A 23,473-nucleotide genomic window follows, 5' to 3' on the forward strand; every position below is an offset into this window, starting at 1 on the left:
TATACGTCATTTCTAATCAGCTTTGCCGGGGTGGTTCCACTCCTTTATTTTCTAGATGAGAAACTTCGTTAATAAAGTATAATCTAAGAAAAATGACTGTATCGTTATATCCATTTTAAGTATACAAATTAATGTAAAATGTACTGGAAATAACAGCGTTTCCATTGATAATCGTTATCATTTCAAGCATAATAGTATCAAGAGAAAAGATAGATTTTGGGAGGATTCATTATGAATGACGTTATAATTATTGGTGGTGGACCAGCAGGGTTGTATGCAAGTTTCTATGCGGGTTTACGAGGTATGAGTGTTAGAATTATTGATATACAAGATAAACTTGGTGGGAAAATGCATGTTTACCCTGAAAAAATTATATGGGACATTGGCGGTTTAGCGCCTAAACCATGTGGCGAAGTAATTAAAGATACGGTTACACAAGGTTTACATTTTAATCCTGAAGTCAATTTGGAAGAACGTGTCTTAGACATTAGAAAAATAGCGGAACAACATTTTGAAATTGAAACGGATAAGCATAATATTTATGACGCCAAATCTGTCATCATTGCAATAGGCGGTGGTATTATTAATCCTAAGCAATTAGATATCAAAGATGCAGAGCGCTATAAACTAACGAATTTACATTATGTAGTACAATCATTGAAAAAGTTTAAAAATAAAAACGTATTGATTTCAGGCGCTGGGAATTCTGCATTAGATTGGGCAAATGATTTAAGTGGTTATGCCAAAAGTGTCACACTTATTTATCGTAAAGCAGATATTAAAGGCTATGAGGCAATGAAAGATGTGTTGGATAAATTAGAAGTTGAAAAATTACCTAACACACATATTCATCAACTTATTGGTGATTCTACACAAACTAAAATTGAACAGGTTATTTTAGAAAATACAGAAACGAAAGAACAAATTGCTAAAACATTTGATGAAGTAATTATTAGTCATGGCTTTGATCATGAAAACACATTACTAGAAGAATCTTCAACACAAGTTGATATGTTTAACGAATATAGTATTAAAGGTTTTGGCAATACATCTACGAGTATTGAAGGGCTGTATGCATGTGGTGATATTATCTATCACGAGGCAAAAGCACATCTTATTGCTAGTGCATTTAGTGATGCAGCTAATGCCGCAAACTTAGCTAAATTATATGTCGAGCCTAAAGCCACACCTGAGGGTTATGTATCTAGTCACAATGATGTGTTTAAAGAATCAAATAAAGTGGTTATGAAAAAATATCTATAAAACAAAAGTAAGCTAAGAAGCTATGTGATATGGTAAATGTTACATAGTCTTTTTTTAGGAGTTGTTCGTAAATGATAGAAATAAAGCATAAAGCCCCAGCAGTTTCAGAGTATCGAAATTTACGCAAAATAGCAGGATTGAGTGAGAAATCACAAAAAGCAGCAGCAAAAGGTTTAACTAATGCTTGTTTTGATGTATCAATTTATGATAATCAATTGCTTATTGGCATGGGGAGGGTAATTGGCGATGGTGGGACAGCGTTTCAAATTATTGATATAGCTGTTAATCCTAATTATCAAGGGCAAGGCTATGGCAAGTTGATTATGACAAATATTATGGCGTACATTTCTGCTGAAGCTGAACAAGGCACATATGTCAGTTTAATTGCTGACTATCCAGCAGATCAGCTATATGCACAATACGGTTTTATAAAGACAGAACCGCATTCGGCAGGGATGTATCGAAAATATTAAAATATAATAAAGTTGGCTCAGCTAATAACATAAAAACACTTTCATTGAATACATTTTAATATGTATTCAATGAAAGTGTTTTTCTATGAAAAGAGTCACTTATTCAATAATTTTTAATATATTTATTTCTTTTGCCTTAATATGATGAATAATTTTTTATTTGAAAAATGGTAGTGATTTGCTCCTACTCCTGACTAGCTAATAAAGCAATAACCGATACAGGATGAAGTTGTGCACACAAAAAACGCGAACAAAAAAGCTGACGACAAAATCGTGAGATTTTGTCGTCAGCTATGAGGTGAAACTGAGGTCAGTGTTTTTATATAATGAAATTATTTTGTTTCATTTATATTTGCTTCGTTTGCATTTGTTCTAGTACGTAATTCCGCTTCAATTTCTTCTAAGCTACGTCCACGAGTTTCTGGTAAGTATTTAATAACAAAGATTAAAGCTACAATACCAACAGCTGCGAATATTAAGAATACTTGTTCTACTGGTAATACTTCAGTCAAGAGTGGGAAGAATTGTGCAACTAATAAACTACCAATTGACAATACTAATGCTGCCAGACCCGTTGCTGCACCACGTGCACGCATTGGGAATAATTCTGGTAACATAACCCATAGTACTGGTCCCCAAGTGAAACCAAAGAATATAATAAATAGAGTTAAACAAGCAACAATAATCCAAGCTGATGATTGAATTCCCATTGACCATATTAAGATAGCCATGATTAATAATGAAGCAACCATACCGATATTACCGATAATTAATAGACGTTTACGGTCAATTTTATCAATAATATTAATAGCGACAATTGTAACTAACACGTTCACTGCACCGATGCCGACTGTACCTAAAATAGAAGTAGCATCTCCTAATCCAGCTTTACTAAAAATAGTAGGTGCATAGTAAATGATTGCGTTAATACCTATGATTTGTTGCAGTAAGGCAAACACACAACCAATTAACAGAGTAGGTCTTAACCAAGCTGATTTTAAGACATTCCAAGTGCTGTCTGAAACCTTGTTGATTTCTTTCATATCAGCAATTTCTTTATCTATTTCATTATGTTTAAATGTTAATTTCATAACGTCTCGAGCAGCTTTTTCGCTTCGATGTTCAAGTAACCATCTTGGACTTTCAGGCATAAATGCTACACCGATAAGCAAGATGATAGAAGGTACAATAGCAAGACCTAACATCCATCTCCAGCCTTCAATTGGTGTGAAAGCGTAGTTGATTAAATATGATGATAAAATACCAATTGTAATCATTAATTGGTTTAATGAACTTAATGATCCACGTTGTTCTGTTGGTGCCATTTCAGATAAGTATACTGGAACGATTGCGGTAGAACCACCAACGGCTAACCCAATAACTAGACGACCAAGTACTAAGATTTGCATTGATGGTGCTAATGCTAGTATTAATGCTCCGACAATGTAAATGATTGCTATGATAAACACAACACGTCTACGTCCAAGTCTGTCGGACATTGGTCCACTCGCTCCCGAACCAACAATTGCCCCAACGAGCATAGATGAAACGACTAAACCTTCTGTAAAACTATTTAAAGGAATATCATCTTTTATAAATAATAAAGCACCAGATATGACTCCCATGTCATAACCGTAGAGTAATCCACCTAAGGCACCAAGGAAAAAGATGAGTTTCTTATTTATTTTCATTCCCAAACCCTCCTGATTTAATTCGATAGATATAAGTATACGCTTTCACATATTGGTTGTAAATATTAAAGTATAAGATTTTTATTAATTCATATGTGTTTATATCAAATGGAATATTTTCTATATGTGAATAAAAATGAATTTATATTTAAAATGCAAAAACCCCTACTTCAAAATATGAATTGAAGTAGGGGTAAGGAATTATTGTTTTACTATGCTTCGAAATCGATTACGATACGGCCAGAATTGTTATGTTCAAGGACTTTTTTAATACTATCTTCGATATTGCTAAATTTGATTACTTGTTTAATTTCGTGTAAATGATCTGGTTTTAAGTCTCTAGCTAATCGACGCCAGATATGTTTACGTTGTTTCATTTCAGTATAAACTGAATCAATACCTATAATACTAGTACCTCTTAATATGAAAGGAAATACTGAACTATCAAATTTATGACCACCAGTCATACCGATTACTGCGATACTTCCATTATAATCTATTTGTTTGATAATCTGAGATAAGCTTTCGCCACCTACAGGATCAATTGCTCCTTGCCAAGTACGTTTGCCAAGGAGTTTATTATCAGTTTCGCTAATACGAGGTATAACTTCTTTTGCACCGAGTGATTTAAGTTTTTCTTCAACATCTGATTTACCTGTGCTCGCTACAACATCAAAGCCAATAGAATCTAACATCATAACAGCAAGTGTTCCAACACCACCTGTAGCACCACGTACAAGTACGTCATCTTTTTCAACTGAAAGTCCGTTACGCTCTAATTTCTCTATTGCTAATCCTGCTGTATAACCAGCTGTTCCGTAAATCATAGCCTCTTCCAGTGTTAAATCTTTAGGTAATGGCACGATCCATTCTTCTTTGACACGAGCATATTCACTAAATCCACCATAATGACTGCTCCCTAAATCGTAACCTGTTACGATTACTTCTTCGCCAGGTTCGAATGCATGCGTATCAGAATGTTCTATTACACCTGCTAAATCAATACCTGGAACCATTGGATAAGTATTAACAACTTTTGAATTTTCAACCGTTGCTAATGCATCTTTATAATTGATACCTGAGTACTTAACCTTAATCAGCACTTCACCTTCTGGAAGGTCATCTATAGTTATATCTTTAAATTGATTTGTTACTTTGCCGTCCTGTTCGTCGACCACAAAAGCTTTAAATGATTCAGTCATTGCCTTAGGGCACTCCCTTATGTATATATTTATGCACAATTAAAAAACTAGAATCAACTTTATCACGTAATTGCAAATTACACAATAAGGCTAGACATAAGGTTTTAGAAGTAAGCGCTTCAAAGTCAAAAACATTTGGTTTTGTTACAAGATGAGAATTATTGTAAATATACTCTTGCGAAAATGGCGGAATTATGAAAAATTTATAGTAAAATTATCCTTATTTTAGTATAATAAATAACAAATATTAATAGAAATAGAGGTGGAATCATGACCCACTGTATTGAACATGTTAAACAATCTGAAGTTAACATGTTGAGAGATTTGTGTATGACAACGTTTAGAACAACATTTGAGGAGGGAGAATATTCTGATGAAGATTTCAAACATTACTTTAATGAAGCATATGCTGTCGAACAACTAAAAAAAGAGTTACTAAATAAAAATTCATTCACTTACTTTTATAAAGAGAATAATAAAGTTATTGGCTATTTTAAATTGAATATTAATGAGGCTCAAACGGAAGCTATGGGTAATGAATATCTTGAACTACAACGTATTTATTTTTTACCTCAAGCGCAAGGTAGTGGTAAAGGTAAAAGTGTCTTTGATTTTGCAGTGGCTAAAGCAAAAGATCTGAACAAATCAAAACTTTGGTTAGGTGTATGGGAGCATAATACGCAAGCTTATCGATTTTATCAAAAACAAGGGCTTGCAGTGACTGGAGAACATCAATTTTATACAGGTTCTATTATCGATACGGATTTAATTATGGAGAAATATTTATAAATAGCATGAATTGGATCAAATAAATTAATGAATAATTAAGTAACAATTTAAATATCGTAAATTAAGTTAACTTATTAAGCTGATAATAATGTAAATTAAAGTTTTGAAATTTTTAGTTCTCATTAAATTTATATTTTCTTTCAAAAGAATTTTGACAAAAGATGTTTATTTTTAAATTTATAGTGAATAACATACTAATTCTCATCTAACTTATTGGCAAATTAATACATATGGCTAAACTATTAAGTTATGAGTATTAAAACATAAGGAGGTTTTCTATATGAAAAAATTATTAGCAGGGGCGCTGACACTATCTTTAGCTTTAGCTGCTTGTTCAAATGGTGGCGATGACGAAAGTAATAACAAAGACGATAGTTCAGATGACAAAAAATCTAGCGAAGACCAATCAAAAGATTCTAAGAATGATGACAAGAAGAGCAATGATAGCTCTGACAAAGATTCAGACAGTAAATCTGGTGACAGTAATTCAAGCGATGATGATAGTTCTGATAGCAACAGTAATAGTGACTCAGATAGTAATAGTTCATCAAGCGACAGTGAAAATGCTTCAGATAGCAATGATTCAAATTCAAATGATAGTAATGGCGCTAACAGTTCTAATAGTGGCGATAGTGCTAATAGTTCAAGTGATGCAAATTCTAATAGCAATGCAACTAACAGTGGTAGTAACGCTAATGGTTCTGCAGATAGTGCAAATGCAAACGGAGCAAATGGTAATGCGAATGCAAACAATGATGCATCAAACAATGATGCATCAAACAATGCGAATACAAATAATGCGAATACAAACAATGCGAATACAAACAATGGAAACAATGGTACAGCAAATTCAGGGACATCAGAATATGTACCACCGTACCAAGGACAAAATGCGGTTCCAGTTTCACAAAATATTTCGTCAGGAACTGTTGATAATCAAGCCGCATTACAGAATTTACCTAACTTCCAAAACTCATTAAATAATGCAATGGCAGAAGTTAACTCAATTAATGGTCAATCTAATCCTTATAATGATTATGCCATTGAAGGAAGCGAAGGTAATTATAGTTATATCTTTAGTTTCCAAAATCAAGCTGAACCAGGAACATACGCAATTGCTACAGTAGATCAACAAGGAACTGTACGAGTTGTAGATCCAGCTTATCATCAATAATAAATTGAAGTAGTAATCATACACACAAAAAATAGGCTAGGAGCTCTCATTACTGTAATGAGGTTTCCTAGCCTTTTTATTATATGATTAACGATATTTCTATATTAGTTATATGTTTTATTACACTTTTTAATAATATGAGACAGTGTTTCAAAAGCATGATTATCTTTATTGATAAAGGGATTGGAATGAATCTCTGTCATTTGATGACTAATTAAATCATTTAACAAAGCCTTAGCATCACTATATCTAACAGTAGCTAATGAATGCATAACTTCATCATAAACTCCACGTTCAGCAATATATTTAGCGTGATTTGGTGTGTACTGACACACAGTTTTATTAATTGTTAATGCATCAAAAATAATAGAAGAATAGTCTGTGAGTACAATGTCTGAAACTAATAATAAGTCTTGAACTTCTATATGTGGCGGTGCAAGAATTGCATTTTCAGGAATATAAGAAGCTTGATCTTCAATATGTCCTTTAAATATAACATTATATTTATTGAGTAATCCGTCACTAATAGGTAATAGATCTGAATCATCTTGGTGAGATTTCCATGTTGGCGCATAAAGTAAAGTTTCTTTTTCAGGGTCTAACTTCAATTCTCGTTTAATAAAAGAAATATAATGGTGATCCGTTTGTTTATCTAGCAAATATCTGATTCTAGGATAACCACAGTTTAAAATATGTGTTTGTTGTTGTGGAAAAGCAGATTTGAAATATTCAATAATGGATTCACTATCGCATACAAAATAATCTTGTTGTAACCACTTATTGTATTTACGTGCTCGGTAATTGTAAATATTTAGATTTTGTGATGGTTCATTACTATCTAAAAACAGTTTTTTAATAGGTGTACCGTGCCAAAGCTGAATAATAGTTCCATTAGGTTTTAGTGTATCAGGAATATTACTTTCTAATATCACTACACATGCGCTTTCTATAAGATCTTTTGCTTTTGGATCATCTGGCTTGATGAAGTTTGGACCATTGACATCATCGGTTATAAAATATATCGGTAATTTTGAAAAATGTTTAGCAAAATGATTGAACAAGTAACGAGAGTTACCTCTAAAACCATAATCAAAGCCTAAGAATACAATATGATTTTTAACTTTTGATGGATTTTTTTCATATATATAGCTTTTCTCTCGATGCTTTTTAACTGACTGGCGTTGCACAATATTGAAAAGCCAATGGGGCATTTTGAAACCTGTAGCATTCAACCATTTATCAGTAAAACGCATTTGTTCAGGCGCCAATGTTTCTTTCGTTTTAAATGGAAGCCCATGTTTATGTTCATATGCCAATTTATTTAAATTAAATTTTGTCGTATTCAATGGTGTCAGTTGGTGTATATCCTTCCATATCTTGCTACTTGTAGTAAATGACTGACTGAAATCAAAAATGACATGACTGTCAGTAACAACATCATCTTGCAATAGTGATATTAAAGCTAAATCAAATAAATTTTGTATATTAAATTCATCTAAAATACGCTGCGTTGTTTCTATATGGAAAATGATGTTTGGATAGTGATTAATATTTTCTACCCAGTCATTAAATGAAATCTCTAATTTACCAAAATAACGACAATCATTTATGTATTGTTGGTTAACCGTATAGTCAGATACAATCGTGCAAGGCTTCAAATTAACTGCCTCAATCATATTTTGGTGTATTTTTATACTGTTGTTAATTACAACAAAATGTGTATAATCTTCTAGTGTTGCTTTTTTTAGTTGAGTTTCTAAATGTTGCCACTCAACTAATTCAATTTGTTTTATCATTAATATCCCTCTACTTAATCATTATTGTTACTATTTTACCACGGAGTGCACTTGAGATAAATGAATCCCTTGCAGAGCAGGTTTTAAAATTTTAAACTTCGTGTTACGCTAGAAAAAAATAATGAAAGTTTTAAAAAGTATATTGTATTTAATACAGAAAATGTTATAATTTCATTGTGAAAAAAATCACAATAACGAACTATGTCAATATAAATTTAAATAGAAAGAAGTAGTGAAGCAAATGTTTGTAGAAACTTTTAACCCCTTTAACAATGTATTAGTCTCATCTATCATTGCAGCGATTCCTATTATTTTATTCTTGTTATGCTTAACTGTATTTAGAATGAAAGGGATATATGCGTCAATTACTACTGTAGTCGTTACATTAATCATTGCAATATTGTGTTTTAAACTACCAGTAAGTATTGCTTCTGGTGCAGTTGTCGAAGGATTTTTCCAAGGTATCATACCTATTGGTTATATTGTTATCATGGCAGTATTATTATATAAAGTTACAACTGAAACAGGGCAGTTCCAAACTATCCAAGATAGTATATCTAGTATTTCACAAGACCAACGTATCCAATTATTACTTATTGGTTTTGCGTTTAATGGATTCTTAGAAGGTGCTGCAGGTTTTGGTGTACCAATTGCAATATGTGCTCTTTTACTTACTCAACTTGGTTTCGCTCCATTACAAGCAGCGATGCTATGTTTAATTGCAAATGCTACAGCAGGGGCGTTTGGTGCGATTGGTTTACCTATCACTGTAATTAACACTTTAGGATTACCAGAAGATATTACAGGTATGGCAGTATCACAAATGTCTACGCTCACTTTATTCATTATGAATATGGCAGTACCATTCCTATTAATATGGATTATTGATGGTTTCAAAGGTATTAAAGAAACATTGCCAGCCATCTTAATTGTAAGTATTACTTATACAGTATTACAGGCTGTAATTACATTATTTGTTGGACCTGAATTAGCAGATATTATTCCACCATTAGGTGCAATGTTGGCATTAGCTTTATTTTCTAAAAAATTCCAACCAAAACATATCTTTAGAATTAATAAAGAAGAAAAACCACAAGAAATTGACCAACATAAAGCGAAAGAAATTGTTTATGCATGGAGCCCGTTTTTCATTTTAACAGTATTTGTAATGATATGGAGTGCACCAAACTTCAAAGCACTGTTTGAGCCAGGTGGCGCATTAGAAGCGTTCGTCTTTAACATCACATTGCCGGGTACTTATAGTGAGATTGCAAATAAAGCAATTAGTCTTCCATTAAACATAATTGGTCAAACAGGTACAGCCATTCTTTTAGTAATAATTATTACTATTTTAATGTCTAAACGTGTTGGTTTTGCTGATGGTGGTCGACTATTTAAACTTTCATTTAAAGAACTTTGGTTACCAATTATCACAATATGTTTTATCTTAGTAATTTCAAAACTTATGACGTATGCAGGATTAAGTAACGTAATTGGTGAAGGTATTGCAAAAACAGGCGCTATATTCCCATTACTATCTCCAATTTTAGGTTGGATTGGTGTCTTTTTAACTGGATCAGTGACAAATAATAATACGTTGTTTGCGCCGATTCAAGCAGCTGTTGCAAATAATATAGGAGCAAGTGGCGCATTACTCGTTTCTGCCAATACTGTTGGTGGTGTAGCAGCGAAACTTATATCTCCACAATCTATTGCAATCGCAACTGCATCTGTACAACAAGTTGGTAAAGAATCTCAATTGTTGAAAATGACATTACGCTATAGTATTGCGATGCTCGTCTTCATATGTATTTGGACATTTATCTTGAATTTCTTTATCTAGAAATAAATAATATTTAGCTGTCGACAGAGTTCAGACTTTGTTGGCAGTTTTTTTGTTTTACGTAGATAGCGCTAATTTATATAAATCTATAATTATTTGCCAAATCAAAGTTTTATCTTGTAGTCTTCGATGAAAGATTGACCCGAATCACGATAGATATTTAAATATAAAAAAGATGTTGGAGTATAAATTGATATGCTCCAACATCTTTTTTATTTTGAATTCAGCATATTTGAAAACTGTTGATAAACAGCCTCAGGTGAATAAGTAGCTACGGTCTTGAAACCATTTTCTATAAGGACTTGTTCTTTGAATTCTTGATTGATTAGTCTACGCAGTTTATTCGACAATTCAGTCACGTTCTTATGATCTATTAAATAACCATTCACGTTATTTTTAATAATAGAATCGGGCCCAGCGTTCCCACTAAAGCTTACTACAATATTACTTTGGTTCATGGCTTCTAAGATAACCATGCCGAAACCTTCGTTACGTGAAGGAACAACTGTAATTTCACTAATTGCCAATTGTTCATTTAATTGTTGCGTTGAACCTTGTAGTAAAACAATATCTGATAAGTCATATCGATCAATAAGTTGTTGTAATGCATCTCTTTCTTGTCCTTCTCCAAAGATGTGTACTTTATAGCCAAATTTTCTGACGATATGCTGAATGGGATTAATACTATCAATGAGTATGTCGAATCCTTTTTCATATTCTAAACGGCCAGCTGCAGTAATTATTTTTTCTTTTGTTTTATTAAGTCTAGGTTCATCTAAAATATTTGGAACAACATAAACAGGTGTTTGAATATAAGATTGATATTTAATTTTATCTACAGTAGTAAGTGTAGTCACTTTATCTAAAGTGGTATATGCATCAATGATTTCTTGTTGAAATGCTTCAGGATGGGCTTCAAAATTCATATGCTCCATGCCAATAGTTTCAATGTTGTTTTGTGCATATTTTGCAATCAATATATTAAAACTGGCTCTAGTCCCGATTAAAACGTCTGTATCAATTTTACGGATGGATTTAATCATCTTTTTCTCTATATAACGTGAAAACTGGTTTAAACCTGGTTCATTTTTTGAAAGTACTTTAGGTTTAGAAAATGAAGTGTATTTATTAATACGGTTAAAAAGTAAATTTTTGAAATTTTTAGGGTGCAACTGATAATTGATTAAAGGTTTTATAACGATAGAATCATGGAGTTCGAAATAAGGTTTTAAATCACCTTTAAATATAGAAATGATTTCGACTTTATGACCTTTTTTAGCCAGTGTATTAGCTAATTGTGAAATAGATTTTACAGTACCTCCCATGGCATAGATATTATGCATGAAAAAAGTGATTGATTTCATCGGAAAACCTCCAAATGTTTCTTAACTTAAATTAGAATTCATTATATCATGAAATGTATAATGTGTTTTTATTAGTAGTATCAAACTTATTTCAGTATTTAAAAAGCATTTTAACGTCTTTTTAGAAGATATAATAGATCTTTTAACTAACAGTTTGGTTAACACATATTAACAAAATTTGTGTAGAATTACTGAAAGCCCTTTTTTCATAGGGCGATTACGTATATAATTAGAGAAGTATAAAGATATATTTCGTTATTTTTACATTTTAATCAATAATAACGGCAAGGTTTTTTATTTTTTAGTTATAGAAAACGCTTCATCCACTTTTCTAAAAGGATAAAGATAACGTTTCTATAAACATATATAAAAGGGGGACTGTGTTTGTTATGAGCACAAAACATAGCAAAACAGATGTCATCTTAATCGGTGGCGGTATCATGAGTGCAACATTAGGAACTATATTAAAAGAACTCGCACCAGAGAAAGAGATTAAGATGTATGAAAGGTTATCTACGCCAGCAGAAGAAAGTTCTAATGGTTGGAACAATGCGGGTACGGGTCACTCTGCATTATGTGAGTTGAATTATACAAAAGAAAATAAAGATGGTTCAATAGATATAAATAAGGCTGTAAAAATTAATGAACAATACCAAGTTACTAAACAATTTTGGAATTACTTAGTTAAACAAGGTCAACTTACGCAACCTGAAGCATTTATTAAGCCAGTACCTCACATGAGTTTTGTACAAGGTGTCCGTAATGTAGATTTCTTAAAAAGACGTGTAGACAGATTAAACAAAAATATTCTATTCAGTAATATGGAAATTACTGATAATAAAGATAAAATAGCTGATTGGGTACCATTGATGATGGAAGGTCGTACATCTCATGTACCAGTGGCAATGAGTTATGATAAAACTGGTACAGATGTTAACTTCGGTGCATTAACTAAAAAGTTATTTGAAAACTTAGAAGAAAAGCAAGTTGAATTAAATTATGAACATGAAGTACAAGATCTTAAACAACGTGAAGACGGTGTTTGGGAGATGAAAGTTAAAGATTTACAAACAGATATCGTGACATTTGTTGAAAGTGATTTCGTGTTCATCGGTGCTGGTGGTGCAAGTTTACAATTGCTACAAAAAACAGGTATTAAAGAATCGAAACATGTTGGTGGGTTCCCTGTAAGTGGCTTGTTCTTAGTATGTAAAGATGAATCAATTACAACGCAACATCTTGCTAAAGTATATGGAAAAGCTTCAGTAGGAGCACCACCAATGTCAGTACCACATTTAGACACACGTTACATAGATGGCAAACGTACAATATTATTTGGTCCATTTGCTGGATTTTCACCTAAATTCATGAAAACTGGTTCAAATATGGACTTAATTAAGTCTGTGAAACCAAACAACTTAATTACAATGCTGTCTGCAGGAATTAAAGAAATGAGTTTAACAAAATATTTAATTTCACAACTTACCCTTTCAAATGAAGAGCGTATGGAAGACTTACGTCAATTTGTTCCTAATGCTAAGAGTGAAGATTGGGAAATTGTTGTAGCTGGTCAACGTGTGCAAGTTATCAAAGATACAGAAAATGGTAAAGGAACATTGCAATTTGGTACCGAAGTTATAACTTCTGAAGACGGTTCATTGTCTGCATTGTTAGGTGCGTCGCCTGGTGCTTCTACAGCAGTAGATATCATGCTTGATATGCTTAAACGCTGCTATGGTGAAGAATTTAAACAATGGGAAGACAAAGTGAAAACAATGGTGCCTTCATATGGCATGAAACTATCAGATAATGAAGCACTTTATACGAAATTGAATGAAGAAATTACGAAAAATTTAAAAATAAATTAATATTGCTTTGGCATTGATATGATAATAAGCAATGAAAATAAGCGCACGGTTAATCTAGTATCATACTAGGCTAACCGTGCGCTTTTAATCTAACTTTTACGGATTTCGATAGAGAATGTAGTGCCCTTATTTTTTTCGCTTACTATGGATATCGTACCACCATGTAGTTCAAAAATGGCCTTAGCAATAGCAAGGCCTAAGCCATTACTATTGTCATGATTACTTGCTTTATAAAAACGTTCGAACAAACGAGATTGAGTTTCTTCAGTCATACCCTGACCATCGTCTGTAATTGTACACTTAATAGAATCTAAATCCTGCTTAAGTATAATATCTATTGTGCCGCCTTGAACTGAATATTTAATGGCATTTGTAATGAGGTTTTGGAATGCTTGATGTAATAAGCGTTCGTTACCAACCATTTTAATATTTTCTAAATCTGACATGATGATTAAATCTTTTTCATTGGCAGAAAATTGTTCATGGCGAATAATTTGTTTTAAAAGTTGATTAAGTGCAATGTGATCTTTAAATTCAAGATGTGCACCATTATCAATTTCGGATAACAATAAAAGTTCTTTTGTTAATTCGCTAAGTTGTGTAGTGATTTGGTAAATATCATCAATATAGCGCAGACGTTCCTGATCGCTCTTAGCAAATTTGAGCTGATCAAGTAGATGATGAACATGTGTCAATGGTGTTTTGATTTCATGAGAAACGTTCTGAACGAAATGTTGTCTCATATCATCTAATTGTTTTAATGAAAGTCTCATCTTATCAAATCGATATTGTAACGTGCCTAATTCATCTTTACGTGTGATTTTAATTGCTGTATCAAAATTGCCTTGCATAAGACGTTCTGTCGCGTTTTTCAATTGTTGAATGGGTTTGATTAATGTATAAGTTGAAGAAATAACTAGGATGATAGAGATAATGAGTAATAACGATATTAGTATCGCTAAGAATATTCTAAATTCACTAAATGTTTTACCGATATCAGGTCTCATGAAGACGGCATAGTTTTGACCTTCGGATTCAAAAGCAATACCTACTGTATTTTGAGTAGTATTTTCAAAAAAACCAGTAATAATAGGCGTGTAAGGTAAATTTTTAATACCATGATAATCTTTACCGTTTAATACACTTTGAACATCTTGTTGTGCTATATTATCTTTTCTGAATGCTTCACCATAGTATGTTCTTTTTCCATTTTCTGAAATAGTCATAATTTGGTAATTCATTTCACCTAAATGTTTGAAAAATGGTGGATGACTATCAATTTTTGATTCTTTTTGATATTCCATCGAATCTTTTAAAGTACGCATAATTTTTGCGTCATTATTTTCTTTCAAAAAATTATGATAAATAATATTTGTACATAAAAAACTGACTACTGCACTGAAGAGCATAACAACAATAGTATACACTGCAATGCGTGTATAGAGTGATTTAAACATGATCATCCACCTTATAACCCAATCCACGCACTGTATGAATTGTTACTGATGCTTCCAATTTTTCAAGCCTTTTTCTAAGGCGTTTAATATGAACATCGACAGTACGCTCATCACCTTCATAATCAAATCCCCATATTTTTTCTATTAAATCATCACGATTAAAAACTTGTCTTGGATGAGAAGCAAGGATAAATAGCAATTGGAATTCTTTATTAGGCAAATTCATTGTTTTAGAATCTGTCTGTAATTCTAAATACGCTTGATTAAGCGTCAGGTTGCCAATAGTAATTTCACTATTAGCATTAATGTTATAGCGCTTCAGCACAGCTTTAATTCTGAAAATGAGCTCTTTTACTTCGAAAGGTTTCGTGACATAGTCATCTGTGCCTGTTAAATAGGCTTGTTCTTTATCACTTAGCGCATCGCGCGCAGTTAACATGATAACTGGCATATCGTAATCTTCTTTTAAAATTTTACAGAGCTCAAAACCGCTCATGCCACCCATCATAATATCTACAATGGCAATGTCTACTAGATTTGATTCTAGATAGGACAGTGCGTCTTCAGCGCTTGATTGCGTAATTGTTTCTAATCCTTCACGACGAATATAATTAGAAACATACTCTAATATTTTTTTGTCATCATCGACAATAAGACAAGTTGTCATGGGCAATGTCTCCTTCTTCATTTTATTGTCATTATAAACGTTACTCATAGACTTCACAAATAACAAAAGTTTTTAAAAAATGAACATAAGTTCATATTGAGTTCACATAAGGAGGATAAACTCTAGATATAAGTTTTGGAGAAGGAGTGGAAATGATGAAATTAGCATGGCAGGAGATAAAATATTATAAATTCCGTTATATTTTAATTATGTTAATCATTTTATTACTAGGTATTATGGTTCTATTTATTAGCGGATTAGCACAGGGGTTAGCAAGAGAAAATATATCGATGTTAGACAATATGAAAACTGAAAAATATGTTTTACAGGACAATAAGCAACCACAAATTGAGAAATCAATTATCAAACCAGAACAACAAAAGAAAATAGAAGATATCACAAACCAAGAACCATTAAAATTAGCGTCACAAACATTAAAAATTGATAAAACCGAAGAAGATGTTGTGATGATTAATACAGTGAATAATGACAAGCCTGAATTGGCAGAAGGTAGTTATCCAACAAAAGATAATGAATTTGCAATTAATAGTAAGCTCACTGCAGAAGGTATAAACGTTGGTGACATGGTTGAAGTTAAAGATGGTAAAGAATTAAGAGTATCAGGTGTTATCAACGATACGATGCATTCACATAGCTCAGTCGTGATGATGAGTGATAGTGGCTTCGACAATTTGAACAAACAAGTGAGTACAGTTTATCCTGTTAAAGACTTAACAAGTAAACAACAAGATGAAATAAATAAAATCTCAGATGTCAAAGTATTTACACAAGATGATATTACAAGTGAAATACCAAGTTATCAAGCAGAGCAAGCGCCATTAAATATGATGATTGTAAGTTTATTCGTGATTTCAGCGATCGTACTTAGCGCATTCTTCTATGTTATGACGATTCAAAAAATACCAGAAATCGGTATCTTAAAAGCAATTGGCATCAAAACAAAACATTTATTAAGTGCATTATTAATTCAAATATTAATTACTACTATGATCGGTGTGTTAATTTCTGTAGGATTTGTGAGTGGTTTATCATTAATTATGCCCGTATCCATGCCATTCCATGTAACACTATCTAATCTATTATTAGTTGTAGGCGTATTTATTGTAGTGGCAATTATAGGTGCAGTATTATCGTTCATTAAACTGTTTAAAGTAGACCCTATTGAAGCAATTGGAGGTGGAGAATAATGAGTTTACAAGTAAAAGATATTAAAAAAACATTTGGTAAAGGTCCATCAGAAACGCCTGTATTAAAAGGAATAAACTTTGAAGTAAATGATGGAGAATTCGTAATATTAAATGGTGCATCAGGCTCAGGTAAGACAACATTACTTACTATTTTAGGTGGATTACTCTCACAAAATAGTGGTGACATTTTGTATAATGGTTCTCCATTATATGCAGGAGATAAAAAAGCATCAGAATTAAGATTGAATGAAATTGGATTTATATTCCAATCTTCACATTTAGTGCCTTATTTAAAAGTGAAAGCACAATTAACGACAATAGGTAAAGAAGCTGGGATGTCTAAAAATGATGCGAATCAAAGAGCGGAAATGTTATTAAAACAAATAGGATTAGAACACCGTTTAAATGTATTTCCACATATGTTATCTGGTGGGGAGAAACAACGTGTAGCGATTATGAGAGCATTGATGAACAATCCTAAAATTATACTTGCGGATGAACCTACAGCAAGTTTAGATGCAGAACGTGCAACTGAAGTTATTCACATGATTAAAAATCAAATACAAAGTAAAAAAATGATAGGTATAATGATTACCCATGACAAACGATTATTTCAGTATGCAGACAGAGTAATTGAATTAGATAATGGTGTAATAGTGAATTCATAACCCATAAAAGTCTAATTCCTTTTGAAGCGCTTGGGAGATAAAAATAATAAATAACCTTTTTAGAACGGGGAGAAGGGAATGGGACAGAAATTTATTTTTTTTCAATGAAATTTCGTTGTATGAGCCATCCCGACACAGCTGACTGTTAAATGGGATATAAGAGCCGAAGCGCTTTTTAAATTCAGTCAGCCACTGCCAATAAAAATAAGAGGCTGAGACATGTGATATGTCCCAACCTCTTATTTTTTGCGTTCTTATTCTTCTTATGTTTAGTACTATTAATAAATACTTAATACTATGTCACGTTGATCTATTTGCTAAATTGATATTTTAAATCGATTTAAAACTGGTTGTTTTTAACATTATATGTCTAAGAAGTAGGGATGTGCCACAATGCAAAAATACAAGCAAAAAATAATGTAGCAAAGTAAACTGTAAGCAATAACTTGTATTGATACATTAATGCTAAAAAGTCCCTAATTAAGGCAACTTCAAAAAAGTGATAAGGTGTATGACTTCCTACGCCTTTTAATTTAAGGTCTAACTTTTGGCCGAAGCGGACTGCACGCATAATATGAAATTGACTTGTGACACAGACAATCTTAGGTTTTGTATTGAATGACTGCTGTATTAGTGCTTTTGTAAATTTAATGTTTTCATATGTACTCGTAGATGCATCTTCCATTAAAATTTGAGCTGGGTTCACGCCACGATCAACTAAGTAACGAAACATGGCCAAAGCTTCAGATATAGGTTCATCCGGACCTTGTCCACCACTTACGATAAATTGGGCATTTGGTTGTTGATTATACAATCCTAATGCTCGATCTAATCTATTAGCTAACATAGGCGTGACATGTTCATTAAAAATACCCGCACCTAAGATGAGTATCGTATCAAACTTTGCTATATATTTCTGATTTAAATAACAAGAAGCGCAAGATACATAACAAATAAAAGTGAAAATCGCGCTAAAGGCAATCGCTGATAACCATAGGAATACAACATTAAATCCAAAAGGTAGCAAGCTAATGTATGCACAAGCAAGTGTGAAAACAATAACTTTAAAGGATAAGCGATAAAGTCGTTTTAAAAATAGCGCGCTCATACGATACTGCAGTATATGTTTGTGTTTTATATGTACTAATAAGAAACCAATAATCATTACAACAATGATGTCTATAGGGATTTGATGAGAACCAATACGTAAGATAATTACAATATAACCTAATATTACCTGGGAAATAAAAATATTAATATTTGCAAAATATTTAAAATTAAAATACATACTTAAGAAAATAAGTACTATCAGTAAACTACAAAGTAGTGCCAGAATATTCATGTTTCACCCCAGTGTTTTATAGTATATTAAATGTAGTTGAATCCATTAAAATATGCAAATGGATAAAGCCTTAGTATTAATATTAAGCAACATACAATATCCGTAAATGGAAGCATTGTATATTTTAACTTTTATAGACGTTAAAATATTGATACTATTAATATAACAAATTACAAAATGATATTACATACAGTGGAGATTAAAGAGGTGCAACCAATGGTGAAAAATTTAAGTAGTCATATAGAATTCATGGGAGAATTTATAGATGATGTAAATACATTATTAGCTAAATTATTAAAGGCATTAAGAGAAGAATACAATGTATCAAAAGAACAGGCAAACGTTATATTAATGCTTGAAAATGGAAAAGCGATGACTTTAACAGAAATTACAGAACGACAAGGTGTAAATAAAGCTGCCGTCAGCCGAAGAATAAAAAAATTAATTCAAGCTGAGGTTGTACAATGGGATAAATCTGAAGACACAGGAGATCAACGATTAAAATATATTAAATTAACTGAGAAGGGCAAACAGTTTAATAGAAAAAGTAAGTCTATTATAAATGACATAGTCAGTGATATACTGCATGATCTATCAGATGATGAAATTGAACAAGCGCGTTATGTATTAGAGATCATTGATCAAAGGTTGAAGAACTTTAATATTAAACATCATTCGTAACATTAATCAATATAAGTATGATAGGACATATTTAAAAATACATCGAGATATAATTAGATAAAGATGAGTCTTATTAAGTGGCTGTTAGCACCCAAGCTAGGGTGACTAGTAGTCTCTTTTAACTTATAAAACATTTAGATATTAATTTTGAAGGTACATTGTTATGAACAATAGACGATTCAGTAAAAGAACAAAGCATTGGACTAAATGCGTATATCAATTTTTAAGCAAGGCACATATAATAAATATTATAGCTTTAAAATATACTATTAGTATACTTCGATTATGCATGGGTATAGTGATTAATGGAGTATTAATCTGCCATATAGTTTCATCCTATAATGTGTTAAAATAGCGGGATAGTGTAAAAAACAAGGGTAATCGTAAAGAGGTGATAAAATGCAAAAATGTCCGAAGTGTGGAGAAAACATAAGAAATGGGCAGAGAAGGTGTAGTCATTGCGGGTATCGTGCAAAGCAAGGCGATTCAGAAAAAATGACACGCTCTACAAAAACAAATAAAAACACAACCAATATTAACGTACGTAAAGTTATTCCTTGGGGTATTGCATTCTTTATCCTTATCTTACTTATCATTGTTTTTTTCTTGGTAAGAAACTTTAATTCACCTGAAGCGCAATCAGAGATTATAATAAATGCAGTAGATAATAACGATACGCAAAAACTTTCAACTCTTTTGAGTACTCAAAATAACAGTGTTGATGAAAATGAAGCTGATGCTTATATTAAATACATAAAAAATGAAGTTGGAATGGATAACTTTGTGAAAGATGTAAATAGTAAAATTGCGAAATTGAACCAAAATGATACTAAGAATTCAGATTTTGTCACAGCCAAAAATGGAGAAAAAGTTCTGAGAATCAGTAAAAATGGGACTCGCTATTTAATATTTGATAATATGAGCTTTACTGCACCAACTAAAGAAGCGATTGTAAAACCTAAACAAGAAACAACGTATAAATTTAAGGCAGATGATAAGCAAAAAACTGTAGTAGCTGAGAAAAATAAGCCAACTTCTTTAGGTAAATTTATTCCAGGCGATTATACACTTGAAGCTAAGAAAGAAATGTCGAACGGTCAATTCAATGGTCACCTCAAATTCAATTTTAATGACAGTAACAATGAATCAGTTGATGTTACTGAAGACTTTAACGAAGCATATGTACAAGTTGAATTAAATGGTGCATCTGAAATAGATACAGATTCAGTTAAAGTTAAAATCAATGACAAAACTTATGATTACGCAAAAGCTAAAGAATTTGGCCCATATCCTAAAACAAAAGATATAACGGTATCTGCTGAAGGACAAGCTAAGAAGAAAACATTTAAATCAGCAGAAACAACAGTGAAAACAGATAACCTCAAAGATAAAACACAAGTCACTTTAAACTTTGATGATGATGAAATCGAGAAGTATGTTGAGAAAAAAGAAAAAGAAGAAAATAGTTTTAGAAATAAGGTGTCTCGTTTTTTCGGTGATTACACTGCGGCAATGATTAGTGCACGCAGTCAAAGTGATTTTAATTTAGTATCATCCTATTTAAAGAAAGATAGTGAAAAATATAAGGATACTAAAAAAGACGTTAAATCTAATGAACTATTCTATCTTCAGCAGCCACAGATTACTGATATTGTAAAAGAAGGTAATACATTCTATGTTACAGGCCAAACATTAAAAGAAGATGGCCAATATGGTGAAGTAGAATATCAACTTGAAGGTAATGACAAAGCGAATGATTTAAAAGTAGTGAAGTATTCAGAGCAAAGTTAAATATTTAAAAAATTAATGCAAAGCGTATTTTTAGTCAACTTTGTGGGAGCGGTGATAAGAAATCAAATTTCAAATTTTGATTTCTTATCATCGCTCCCTTTGTCTTTTACATATCAATTTAACTACATCTATTTAAAATTGCGTTAGCAAAGGCTATAATAATAGCAATGAACTTTTTCTTATAATGATATGAGATGAAGTGTTAATAAGTAGCTAAAAATGCTAGGGCTTCAGCATTGAGGAGAATAGAAATGTCCAATTATCAAGAGCAACATAAGAATTCCTTACTGTTTGTTATTATCTTAGGCGCGTTAACTGCGATAGGCGCATTATCTATTGATATGTTCTTGCCAGGCTTGCCACAGATACAATCAGATTTCAATACAACAACATCTAATTCACAACTAACTTTATCTTTGTTTATGATTGGTTTAGCATTAGGTAATTTATTTGTAGGTCCGATATCAGATTCTATAGGACGAAAGACACCATTAATCGTAGCTATGGCATTATTTACATTGGCAAGTATAGGTATTATTTTTGTGGATAATATTTGGTTGATGATCGCCTTAAGATTTGTACAGGGATTTTGTGGTGGAGCAGGGGCAGTGATTTCTAGAGCGATATCAAGTGATCTGTATACCGGAAAACAATTAACTAAATTTTTAGCGTTACTCATGTTAGTAAACGGTGTTGCACCAGTATTAGCACCGGCATTAGGCGGTGTCATTCTATCATTTTCTACGTGGCGTATGGTCTTTGTTATATTAACTATATTTGGTCTGCTAATGTTATTTGGAACGATATTTAATATTAAAGAGTCATTGTCAACTGAGCAGCGAGATAGCCCCCATCTCGTTAGTATCTTCAAAGGTTTCAAACAGTTATTAGCTACACCTCGATTTGTATTACCTATGCTTATACAAGGTGTGACATTCGTTATATTGTTTAGTTATATTTCTGCATCTCCTTTTATTGCACAACGTATTTATGACATGTCTGCTCAGCAATTTAGCCTTATGTTTGCATCTGTAGGTATAAGTCTCATTGTTTCTAGTCAATTGACAGGTAAGTTAGTGGATTATATTGATAGACAAGTTCTTTTGCGTGTATTAACAATCATTCAATTAGTGGGTGTTGTATGGATAAGCGTTATTTTATACATGCATCTATCTATCTGGCTATTGTTTATAGGTTTTATTGTTCTAGTGGCTCCTGTTACAGGAGTAGCGACATTAGGTTTCTCGATTGCAATGGATGAGAACACAGTCGGCAATGGTAGTGCATCTAGCTTATTAGGGTTAGTGCAATTCTTAATAGGTGGGCTTGTGTCACCACTAGTTGGCGTGATGGGGGAAGATAGTTATATCCCCTATGTCACGATTATATTAATAGTAGGATTATTGTTGATTACACTTCAAATAATAAATTATTATGTATTTAAACGTGTAGCTCCAAAATAGTGAAATTGGATAAAAGGAAAATGAGAAACGGCTGTTAGATTCCTTAGTGGATATCTAGCAGCCGTTTTTATTTTCTATATTATAAAAACATTGTAATGCGAAAATGATTACAGTATTAACGCCCTAATTTAATGGCATTTGCAAGTAAAATTTGTGCCATTTCATTTGGTGATTCAATACAGTCTTCACGTACCCAGTAATAGATAATACCAAGTTGCCCACCGATAGCATACGTAACAAACTGTTTTTTATTTGTTACGGTCGTATAATCATCTAACAATTTTGTATAATTGAGTTTGGTTTCTTTAACATAATCGCTAAATAAGTCACGATTTGGGTGTGTAACAAATATTGCGTGAAAGAAGCCATAATGACGATGGATATAGCACAAAATAATTTTAAAAAATTTATATAATTTCTCATAGTTGATTTCTGTGTGTTCAAAGCTATTGTATAAAACATCTAATAATTTTATATACTTTTTTAAGTGATAAGTTTGAATTGTAGATAAAAGGTCATATTTATCCACAAAATAGTCATAGAATGTCGTTCTATTGACCCCACTATAAGCGCAAATCATTTTAATAGTAATATGTTCAAATGGATGTTCTTCTAATAGGATAATCATATTTCGAATGATTTTATTTTTAGCTTTCTGTCTCATTTTATCTCCTTCAAAAAACATATAATTACTTACCCGACACATTTAGTAGAAGTGTCGGTGTTTTTTTAT

19 protein-coding genes are annotated in these 23,473 nt (G+C 32.1%); 11 read left to right on the forward strand and 8 right to left on the reverse strand.

Annotation, left to right across the window (positions count from 1 at the left end; genetic code table 11):
• Window positions 1-231 precede the first annotated feature (231 nt).
• Together PYW44_RS02935 and PYW44_RS02940 are read left to right on the forward strand one after the other, a co-directional pair.
• Window positions 232-1,263, forward strand: coding sequence for an NAD(P)/FAD-dependent oxidoreductase (locus tag PYW44_RS02935; protein ID WP_002506834.1), 1,032 nt, complete (start codon window positions 232-234; stop codon window positions 1,261-1,263).
• Window positions 1,264-1,334: 71 nt separating this feature from the next.
• Complete coding sequence (locus PYW44_RS02940; protein WP_021338489.1) at window positions 1,335-1,736, forward strand: GNAT family N-acetyltransferase; 402 nt, start codon at window positions 1,335-1,337, stop codon at window positions 1,734-1,736.
• A gap of 332 nt (window positions 1,737-2,068) precedes the next feature.
• Here PYW44_RS02940 and glcP read toward each other — a convergent pair whose 3' ends face one another.
• Both glcP and PYW44_RS02950 read right to left on the reverse strand, forming a co-directional pair.
• Window positions 2,069-3,427: a glucose transporter GlcP gene (gene glcP, locus PYW44_RS02945; RefSeq protein WP_021338488.1), complete on the reverse strand. Its 1,359-nt coding sequence runs from the start codon at window positions 3,425-3,427 to the stop codon at window positions 2,069-2,071.
• A 212-nt stretch (window positions 3,428-3,639) separates the two neighbouring features.
• Window positions 3,640-4,629 carry an acrylyl-CoA reductase family protein gene (locus PYW44_RS02950; protein ID WP_002506837.1) on the reverse strand — a complete coding sequence of 330 codons (990 nt, stop codon included), beginning with the start codon at window positions 4,627-4,629 and terminating at the stop codon, window positions 3,640-3,642.
• Window positions 4,630-4,899: 270 nt separating this feature from the next.
• Between PYW44_RS02950 and PYW44_RS02955 the strand changes: the two genes are divergently transcribed.
• Window positions 4,900-5,418, forward strand: coding sequence for a GNAT family N-acetyltransferase (locus tag PYW44_RS02955; protein WP_021338487.1), 519 nt, complete (start codon window positions 4,900-4,902; stop codon window positions 5,416-5,418).
• A 280-nt stretch (window positions 5,419-5,698) separates the two neighbouring features.
• On the forward strand, window positions 5,699-6,592 hold the full coding sequence (locus PYW44_RS02960; RefSeq protein ID WP_115075956.1) for a hypothetical protein: 894 nt from the start codon (window positions 5,699-5,701) through the stop codon (window positions 6,590-6,592).
• Window positions 6,593-6,696: 104 nt separating this feature from the next.
• Here the strand turns inward: PYW44_RS02960 and PYW44_RS02965 are convergent, their stop codons facing one another.
• A complete protein-coding gene (locus PYW44_RS02965) occupies window positions 6,697-8,388 on the reverse strand; it encodes a CDP-glycerol glycerophosphotransferase family protein (protein ID WP_021338485.1) in 1,692 nt (563 codons plus the stop codon).
• A 241-nt stretch (window positions 8,389-8,629) separates the two neighbouring features.
• Here PYW44_RS02965 and PYW44_RS02970 point away from each other — a divergent pair, with 241 nt between their 5' ends.
• Window positions 8,630-10,231, forward strand: coding sequence for an L-lactate permease (locus tag PYW44_RS02970; RefSeq protein ID WP_002506841.1), 1,602 nt, complete (start codon window positions 8,630-8,632; stop codon window positions 10,229-10,231).
• A gap of 212 nt (window positions 10,232-10,443) precedes the next feature.
• Here the strand turns inward: PYW44_RS02970 and PYW44_RS02975 are convergent, their stop codons facing one another.
• A complete protein-coding gene (locus PYW44_RS02975; RefSeq protein ID WP_021338484.1) occupies window positions 10,444-11,595 on the reverse strand; it encodes a glycosyltransferase family 4 protein in 1,152 nt (383 codons plus the stop codon).
• Between the two features lie 389 nt (window positions 11,596-11,984).
• On the opposite strand from PYW44_RS02975, the gene mqo reads away from it, so the two are divergent.
• Complete coding sequence (gene mqo, locus PYW44_RS02980) at window positions 11,985-13,463, forward strand: malate dehydrogenase (quinone) (RefSeq protein ID WP_021338483.1); 1,479 nt, start codon at window positions 11,985-11,987, stop codon at window positions 13,461-13,463.
• 89 nt (window positions 13,464-13,552) lie between these two features.
• Here mqo and PYW44_RS02985 read toward each other — a convergent pair whose 3' ends face one another.
• Window positions 13,553-14,920: a sensor histidine kinase gene (locus PYW44_RS02985; RefSeq protein WP_021338482.1), complete on the reverse strand. Its 1,368-nt coding sequence runs from the start codon at window positions 14,918-14,920 to the stop codon at window positions 13,553-13,555.
• Window positions 14,913-15,587 carry a response regulator transcription factor gene (locus PYW44_RS02990; protein ID WP_021338481.1) on the reverse strand — a complete coding sequence of 225 codons (675 nt, stop codon included), beginning with the start codon at window positions 15,585-15,587 and terminating at the stop codon, window positions 14,913-14,915. Before PYW44_RS02990 ends, PYW44_RS02985 begins: the two co-directional genes overlap by 8 nt.
• A gap of 155 nt (window positions 15,588-15,742) precedes the next feature.
• Here PYW44_RS02990 and PYW44_RS02995 point away from each other — a divergent pair, with 155 nt between their 5' ends.
• Window positions 15,743-16,795: an ABC transporter permease gene (locus PYW44_RS02995; RefSeq protein ID WP_021338480.1), complete on the forward strand. Its 1,053-nt coding sequence runs from the start codon at window positions 15,743-15,745 to the stop codon at window positions 16,793-16,795.
• Window positions 16,795-17,463, forward strand: a complete 669-nt coding sequence (locus PYW44_RS03000; RefSeq protein WP_002506847.1) for an ABC transporter ATP-binding protein — start codon at window positions 16,795-16,797, stop codon at window positions 17,461-17,463. Before PYW44_RS02995 ends, PYW44_RS03000 begins: the two co-directional genes overlap by 1 nt.
• A 370-nt stretch (window positions 17,464-17,833) precedes the next feature.
• Here PYW44_RS03000 and PYW44_RS03005 read toward each other — a convergent pair whose 3' ends face one another.
• Window positions 17,834-18,751, reverse strand: a complete 918-nt coding sequence (locus PYW44_RS03005) for a YdcF family protein (RefSeq protein WP_275113466.1) — start codon at window positions 18,749-18,751, stop codon at window positions 17,834-17,836.
• Window positions 18,752-19,021: 270 nt separating this feature from the next.
• Between PYW44_RS03005 and PYW44_RS03010 the strand changes: the two genes are divergently transcribed.
• The 3 genes from PYW44_RS03010 (at window position 19,022) to PYW44_RS03020 (ending at window position 22,740) form a co-directional block, all read left to right on the forward strand.
• Complete coding sequence (locus tag PYW44_RS03010) at window positions 19,022-19,486, forward strand: MarR family transcriptional regulator TcaR (RefSeq protein ID WP_002506849.1); 465 nt, start codon at window positions 19,022-19,024, stop codon at window positions 19,484-19,486.
• A gap of 399 nt (window positions 19,487-19,885) precedes the next feature.
• Window positions 19,886-21,277 carry a membrane-associated protein TcaA gene (locus tag PYW44_RS03015; RefSeq protein WP_021338478.1) on the forward strand — a complete coding sequence of 464 codons (1,392 nt, stop codon included), beginning with the start codon at window positions 19,886-19,888 and terminating at the stop codon, window positions 21,275-21,277.
• 251 nt (window positions 21,278-21,528) lie between these two features.
• Window positions 21,529-22,740, forward strand: a complete 1,212-nt coding sequence (locus PYW44_RS03020; RefSeq protein WP_021338477.1) for a putative multidrug effflux MFS transporter TcaB — start codon at window positions 21,529-21,531, stop codon at window positions 22,738-22,740.
• A 115-nt stretch (window positions 22,741-22,855) separates the two neighbouring features.
• Here the strand turns inward: PYW44_RS03020 and PYW44_RS03025 are convergent, their stop codons facing one another.
• Complete coding sequence (locus PYW44_RS03025) at window positions 22,856-23,404, reverse strand: TetR/AcrR family transcriptional regulator (protein ID WP_002506852.1); 549 nt, start codon at window positions 23,402-23,404, stop codon at window positions 22,856-22,858.
• Between the last annotated feature and the right edge of the window lie 69 nt (window positions 23,405-23,473).

This window comes from Staphylococcus equorum (assembly GCF_029024965.1).
GTDB lineage: Bacteria > Bacillota > Bacilli > Staphylococcales > Staphylococcaceae > Staphylococcus > Staphylococcus equorum.

What these genes read in the sequence shown, in the direction of transcription:
- PYW44_RS03010 (WP_002506849.1), top strand. Translation starts at nt 19,022, where the DNA reads ATGGTGAAAAATTTAAGTAGTCATATAGAATTCATGGGAGAATTTATA.
- PYW44_RS02970 (WP_002506841.1), top strand. Translation starts at nt 8,630, where the DNA reads ATGTTTGTAGAAACTTTTAACCCCTTTAACAATGTATTAGTCTCATCT.
- PYW44_RS02960 (WP_115075956.1), top strand. Translation starts at nt 5,699, where the DNA reads ATGAAAAAATTATTAGCAGGGGCGCTGACACTATCTTTAGCTTTAGCT.
- PYW44_RS02990 (WP_021338481.1), bottom strand. Translation starts at nt 15,587, where the DNA reads ATGACAACTTGTCTTATTGTCGATGATGACAAAAAAATATTAGAGTAT.
- PYW44_RS03015 (WP_021338478.1), top strand. Translation starts at nt 19,886, where the DNA reads ATGCAAAAATGTCCGAAGTGTGGAGAAAACATAAGAAATGGGCAGAGA.
- PYW44_RS02975 (WP_021338484.1), bottom strand. Translation starts at nt 11,595, where the DNA reads ATGAAATCAATCACTTTTTTCATGCATAATATCTATGCCATGGGAGGT.
- PYW44_RS03005 (WP_275113466.1), bottom strand. Translation starts at nt 18,751, where the DNA reads ATGTATTTTAATTTTAAATATTTTGCAAATATTAATATTTTTATTTCC.
- PYW44_RS03025 (WP_002506852.1), bottom strand. Translation starts at nt 23,404, where the DNA reads ATGAGACAGAAAGCTAAAAATAAAATCATTCGAAATATGATTATCCTA.
- PYW44_RS03000 (WP_002506847.1), top strand. Translation starts at nt 16,795, where the DNA reads ATGAGTTTACAAGTAAAAGATATTAAAAAAACATTTGGTAAAGGTCCA.
- PYW44_RS02995 (WP_021338480.1), top strand. Translation starts at nt 15,743, where the DNA reads ATGAAATTAGCATGGCAGGAGATAAAATATTATAAATTCCGTTATATT.
- PYW44_RS02955 (WP_021338487.1), top strand. Translation starts at nt 4,900, where the DNA reads ATGACCCACTGTATTGAACATGTTAAACAATCTGAAGTTAACATGTTG.
- PYW44_RS02985 (WP_021338482.1), bottom strand. Translation starts at nt 14,920, where the DNA reads ATGTTTAAATCACTCTATACACGCATTGCAGTGTATACTATTGTTGTT.
- PYW44_RS02950 (WP_002506837.1), bottom strand. Translation starts at nt 4,629, where the DNA reads ATGACTGAATCATTTAAAGCTTTTGTGGTCGACGAACAGGACGGCAAA.
- PYW44_RS02935 (WP_002506834.1), top strand. Translation starts at nt 232, where the DNA reads ATGAATGACGTTATAATTATTGGTGGTGGACCAGCAGGGTTGTATGCA.
- PYW44_RS02965 (WP_021338485.1), bottom strand. Translation starts at nt 8,388, where the DNA reads ATGATAAAACAAATTGAATTAGTTGAGTGGCAACATTTAGAAACTCAA.
- glcP (WP_021338488.1), bottom strand. Translation starts at nt 3,427, where the DNA reads ATGAAAATAAATAAGAAACTCATCTTTTTCCTTGGTGCCTTAGGTGGA.
- mqo (WP_021338483.1), top strand. Translation starts at nt 11,985, where the DNA reads ATGAGCACAAAACATAGCAAAACAGATGTCATCTTAATCGGTGGCGGT.
- PYW44_RS03020 (WP_021338477.1), top strand. Translation starts at nt 21,529, where the DNA reads ATGTCCAATTATCAAGAGCAACATAAGAATTCCTTACTGTTTGTTATT.
- PYW44_RS02940 (WP_021338489.1), top strand. Translation starts at nt 1,335, where the DNA reads ATGATAGAAATAAAGCATAAAGCCCCAGCAGTTTCAGAGTATCGAAAT.